Source organism: Trebonia sp., from assembly GCF_049794275.1.
Classification (GTDB): domain Bacteria; phylum Actinomycetota; class Actinomycetes; order Streptosporangiales; family Streptosporangiaceae; genus Trebonia.
This window is the reverse complement of record NZ_JBARCR010000948.1, coordinates 1-4,165: the sequence shown is the minus strand read 5'-3', so window position 1 is coordinate 4,165 and position 4,165 is coordinate 1. Positions and strand designations below refer to the sequence as shown.

Here is a 4,165-nt window from a genome sequence, read left to right as displayed (position 1 = left end):
CCCGGCCGCCGTAGACTCTGGCCCCTTCAGCCTCTGTAGGGCGAGAACTTGACCGGGGTGTGAGAGTCACCCCGCGTCCGTTCGGGATGATGCTTTTATTCATTTCGAACAGGGAGAGTCAGATGGTGCTGTTCCGGCGTGGCATGCATTTCGGGTCGTACGGCACCGCGGACGACGGGCCCGCGGTGTTCGACCGGCTCGCGGAGGCAGTGCGGTCCGCGGAGGCGGCCGGGTTCGACGCGGTGTCGGTGCCGGACCACGTGCACCAGAACCAGGTCGGCGGCGGGCCTGACTCGCCCATGTTCGACGCGTACACGCTGCTCGGGGCGCTGGCGGTGCGGACGGCGACGGTGCGGCTGTTCGCGCTGGTCAGTCCCGTGACGCTGCGCCACCCCGGGCTGCTCGCCAAGGCGGTGACCGCACTCGACGTGCTGTCGCGCGGGCGGGCCGTGCTCGGCATCGGCGCCGGGTGGGACGTCGCGGAAAGCGAGGCATACGGGATCTCCTTCCCGTCCGCCGGCGAGCGGTTCGACCGGCTCGAGGAGGCGCTGGCGATCTGCGACGCGCTGCTCACCGAGGGGCGGGCCACGTTTTCCGGGAAGTTCTACACGATGCGGGACGCGCGGAACTCGCCGCGGCCAGTGCACGCCACGATTCCCGTCCTGGTGGCAGGCGGCGGGGAGCGCCGCACGCTCGACCTGGTGGCGCGGTACGGGGACGCGTGCAACGTGTTCGCCGCCGACCCGGCGGAGCTGCGGCACAAGTTCGAGGTGCTCGACCGGCACTGCGGGCGGGTGGGGCGCGACCCGCTGGAGATCACCAGGACCGTGTTCGCGGCGGCCCCCGCCGACCTGGACGCGTTCGCGGCCGGCGCCCGGTCGTGGGCGGCCGCGGGCGCCGACGGCGCGGTGATCATCGGGCCCTCGGACCCGGGGCGGATCCCGGCGATCGGGGAGATTCTCGGCGAGGTGTTTCCCTAGGCGGCGGCCGTGCGGTGCCCGGCGAACGCCAGCTCGGGATGCGCGTGGATGTCCTTATACAGGCCGGCGAGTTCCGCCGCCTCGGTCACTGGGGTACGTCCATCGTGAGGACCAGCTTCCCTGCGACGTGCCTCTTTTCGCCGAGCTCATGGGCTTTGGCGGAGTCGGACAGCGGGAACGTGGCCGCGATGACCGGGCGGAGCTTGCCTTCGGTTACCAGGTCCGCGATCGCGGACAGTCCGCCGTGATCGTGCTCCACCAGCATGACCTGGGCGCGGACGCCTAGCCTGGCGGCCTCTTCGGCTACCTCAGGGGGGAATGGGAGCAGGCTGATCAGCTGGCCGCCAGCGCGGATTGTGCGCAGCGACCGGGCCGGGTAGTCGCCGCCGACCGTGTCCAGCACGACGTCCACGTCGCTGACCGCGGCCGCGAAGTCGGTCGCCTGGTAGTCGATCATCTCGTCGGCGCCGAGGCCGCGCACCAGGTCGTGGTTCTTGGCGCTGGCCGTGCCGATCACGTACGCGCCGCGCGCCCTGGCGATCTGCACGGCGAGATGACCCACTCCCCCGGCCGCGGCGTGGATGAGGACGCGCTGCCCGGCTTCCAGGCGCGCGGTGTCGTTGAGGGCCTGCCACGCGGTCAGCGCCGCCAGCGGCAGCGCGGCCGCCTGCACGTGATCCACGTTCTCCGGCTTGCGCGCGAAGGCGCGGGTGGGCGCCGTGACGTACTCGGCGTGCGAGCCGACGCCGTGCGGGTACGGCAGCATGCCGAACACCTCGTCGCCCGGCTGGAACAAGGTGACGCCGAAACCGGTCGCCTCGACCACGCCCGACACGTCCCAGCCGAGCGTGAACGGCGGCGGGCCGAGGAAGATCGGGAACGCCCGGTGGCCCCAGTCGGTGGGGTTCACCCCGGCCGCGTGCACCCGCACCAGGACCTGGCTGATGCCGGGCTCCGGCCGGGGGACCTCGGTTTCGCGGAGCACCTCGGGCCCGCCGAGGACCTCCTGCCGGATCACGCGCATGGTTGTCGTCATGGCGCTAAGCCTGCCACGCCCCGGCCGGCGCCCGATGAACGACTAGCGATCGGGCGAATGGCAGGCGAGGTGATGGGAAGATGCGGCAGCTGTCAGGCCGCCGGGGGCCCGGCCCCGGGTGAGGGCGCGCTTTCGCACCCCGGGCCGCGGGGCCGGGAACCCGCGCTGGCTAGGTCAGAGCTGGGCGGTGACTGCCTTGACCTCCGTGTAGGCCTCGAGGGCCTCGTGGCCCATCTCGCGGCCCCAGCCCGACTGCTTGTAGCCGCCGAAGGGCAGGGACGCGTCGAAGACGTTGTAGCAGTTGATCCAGACCGTGCCGGCCCGGAGCTTCTTCGCCAGCGCGTGCGCCTTGGAGATGTCCTGGGTCCAGATGCCGGCGCCGAGACCGTACTCGGAGTCGTTGGCGGCTGCGGCGATGTCGTCAAGCGACTGGAACGGCGCGGCGACCACCACAGGGCCGAAGATCTCCTCGCGGACGACCTTCATGTCCGGCGTGGTGTTGGTGAGCACGGTCGGCTCGACGAAGTAGCCCTTGTCGCCGTACCTGGTGCCGCCGGTGAGCGCCGTGGCGCCGTCATCGCGGCCCGAGTCCAGGTAGCCGGTGACCCGGCGGAGCTGCTCGTCGGAGACGAGCGGGCCCATCTGGGTGCCTTCCTCCATACCCGGTCCGAGCTTGATCGACTTGGCGATCTCGACGACGCCCGCGACGACCTCGTCGAACCGGTTCTGCTGCACGAACAGCCGGGAACCGGCCACGCAGCACTGACCGTGGTTGAAGAAGATCGCGTTCGCGGCGCCCGCCACCGCCTCCGGTGAGGCGTCCTCGAAGACGATGTTCGGCGACTTGCCGCCGAGCTCCAGGGTGACCTTCTTCAGGTTGCCCGCGGCCGCGTGCACGATCAGCTTGCCGACCTCGGTGGAGCCGGTGAAGGCGATCTTGTCGACCTGCGGGTGGGCCGCGAGGGCCGCGCCGGCGGTCTCGCCGAAGCCGGTGACGACGTTCACCACACCGTCGGGGATGCCCGCCTCGGCCATCAGGCCGGCCAGCCGCACCGCGGTCAGCGGCGTCTGCTCGGCGGGCTTGAGGATGACGGTGTTACCGGCGGCCAGCGCGGGCCCCAGCTTCCACGCCGCCATCAGCAGCGGGAAGTTCCACGGGATGATCTGCCCGACCACGCCGACCGGCTCGCGCAGCGTGTAGGAGTGGAAGTTCGCGCCCGGCATGTAGGGCACCGAGATGTTGATCGTGTTGCCCTCGATCTTGGTGGCCCAGCCGGCCATGTAGTGGAACAGGTCCGCGGCCAGCGGAACGTCCGCGGCCCTGGCCACCGCGAAGGGCTTGCCGTTGTCCAGGCTCTCGAGCTGTGCGAGTTCGTCGGCGTGCTCGAGGATCAGGTCCCCGATCTTCCAGATGATCCGGCCGCGGTCGCTGGCGGTGAGCCTGCCCCAGGGACCGTCGTCGAACGCCCGGCGAGCGGCACGCACGGCGCGCTCGATGTCCTCGGTGTCGCCTTCCGCGATGTGGGCCAGAGTGTCCCCGGTGGACGGGTCGGGAGTCTCGAATGTCCTGCCCGACGCCGCATCGACCCACTGCCCGTCGATGAACAGCTGCCGCGGCGAGGCGGTGAACTCCTCGACGCTCCGTTCGGTGGTCACTGTCATGAAGTCTCATCTCCTTCACGGACCCGGGCACACCCTTGGCCAAGGCCGATAGTCACAATGAGACAACAGGACCGTGACCCGCCACAAGGGCACCCCCCAAGGAGACCAGTCATGCCGAAGATCCTGATCGTCACCGGAGACGCCGCGGAATCGCTTGAGGTCATGTACCCGTACCAGCGGCTACTCGAAGAGGGCTACGAGGTCGACATCGCCGCGCCGTCGGTGAAGAAGCTGCAGTTCGTCGTCCATGACTTCACCGACGGCTTCGACACCTACACCGAGAAGGCCGGCTACACGTGGCCCGCCGACGTCGCGTTCGCCGACGTCGACCCGGCGCAGTACGTCGCGCTGGTCATCCCCGGCGGGCGCGCCCCCGAGTACATCCGCAACGACCCGGACGTGCAGCGGATCGTGCGCCACTTCATGGGCGCCGACCAGCCGGTCGCCCAGCTGTGCCACGCCCCGCAGGTGCTGGCCGCCGCCGGGA

Annotated in this window: 4 protein-coding genes; 2 read left to right on the top strand and 2 right to left on the bottom strand. The window is 70.6% G+C overall.

The features are described from left to right. Positions 1-122 precede the first annotated feature (122 nt). On the top strand, positions 123-980 hold the full coding sequence (locus tag WA805_RS24330) for an LLM class F420-dependent oxidoreductase (protein ID WP_422337930.1): 858 nt from the start codon (positions 123-125) through the stop codon (positions 978-980). Positions 981-1,065: 85 nt separating this feature from the next. On the opposite strand, the gene WA805_RS24325 is transcribed toward WA805_RS24330, so the two are convergent. Further along, positions 1,066-2,016, bottom strand: coding sequence for an NADP-dependent oxidoreductase (locus WA805_RS24325; protein WP_425243490.1), 951 nt, complete (start codon positions 2,014-2,016; stop codon positions 1,066-1,068). 174 nt (positions 2,017-2,190) lie between these two features. After that, the gene (locus tag WA805_RS24320) at positions 2,191-3,678 is read right to left on the bottom strand and encodes an aldehyde dehydrogenase family protein (RefSeq protein ID WP_424558835.1); all 1,488 of its coding nucleotides are present in this window, start codon (positions 3,676-3,678) and stop codon (positions 2,191-2,193) included. A gap of 111 nt (positions 3,679-3,789) precedes the next feature. Between WA805_RS24320 and WA805_RS24315 the strand changes: the two genes are divergently transcribed. After that, on the top strand, positions 3,790-4,165 hold a 376-nt coding region (locus WA805_RS24315; RefSeq protein WP_425243489.1), incomplete at its 3' end, for a DJ-1/PfpI family protein.

Coding starts and splice junctions, on each gene's coding strand:
- WA805_RS24320 (WP_424558835.1), bottom strand. CDS start 3,678: ATGACAGTGACCACCGAACGGAGCGTCGAGGAGTTCACCGCCTCGCCG.
- WA805_RS24330 (WP_422337930.1), top strand. CDS start 123: ATGGTGCTGTTCCGGCGTGGCATGCATTTCGGGTCGTACGGCACCGCG.
- WA805_RS24325 (WP_425243490.1), bottom strand. CDS start 2,016: ATGACGACAACCATGCGCGTGATCCGGCAGGAGGTCCTCGGCGGGCCC.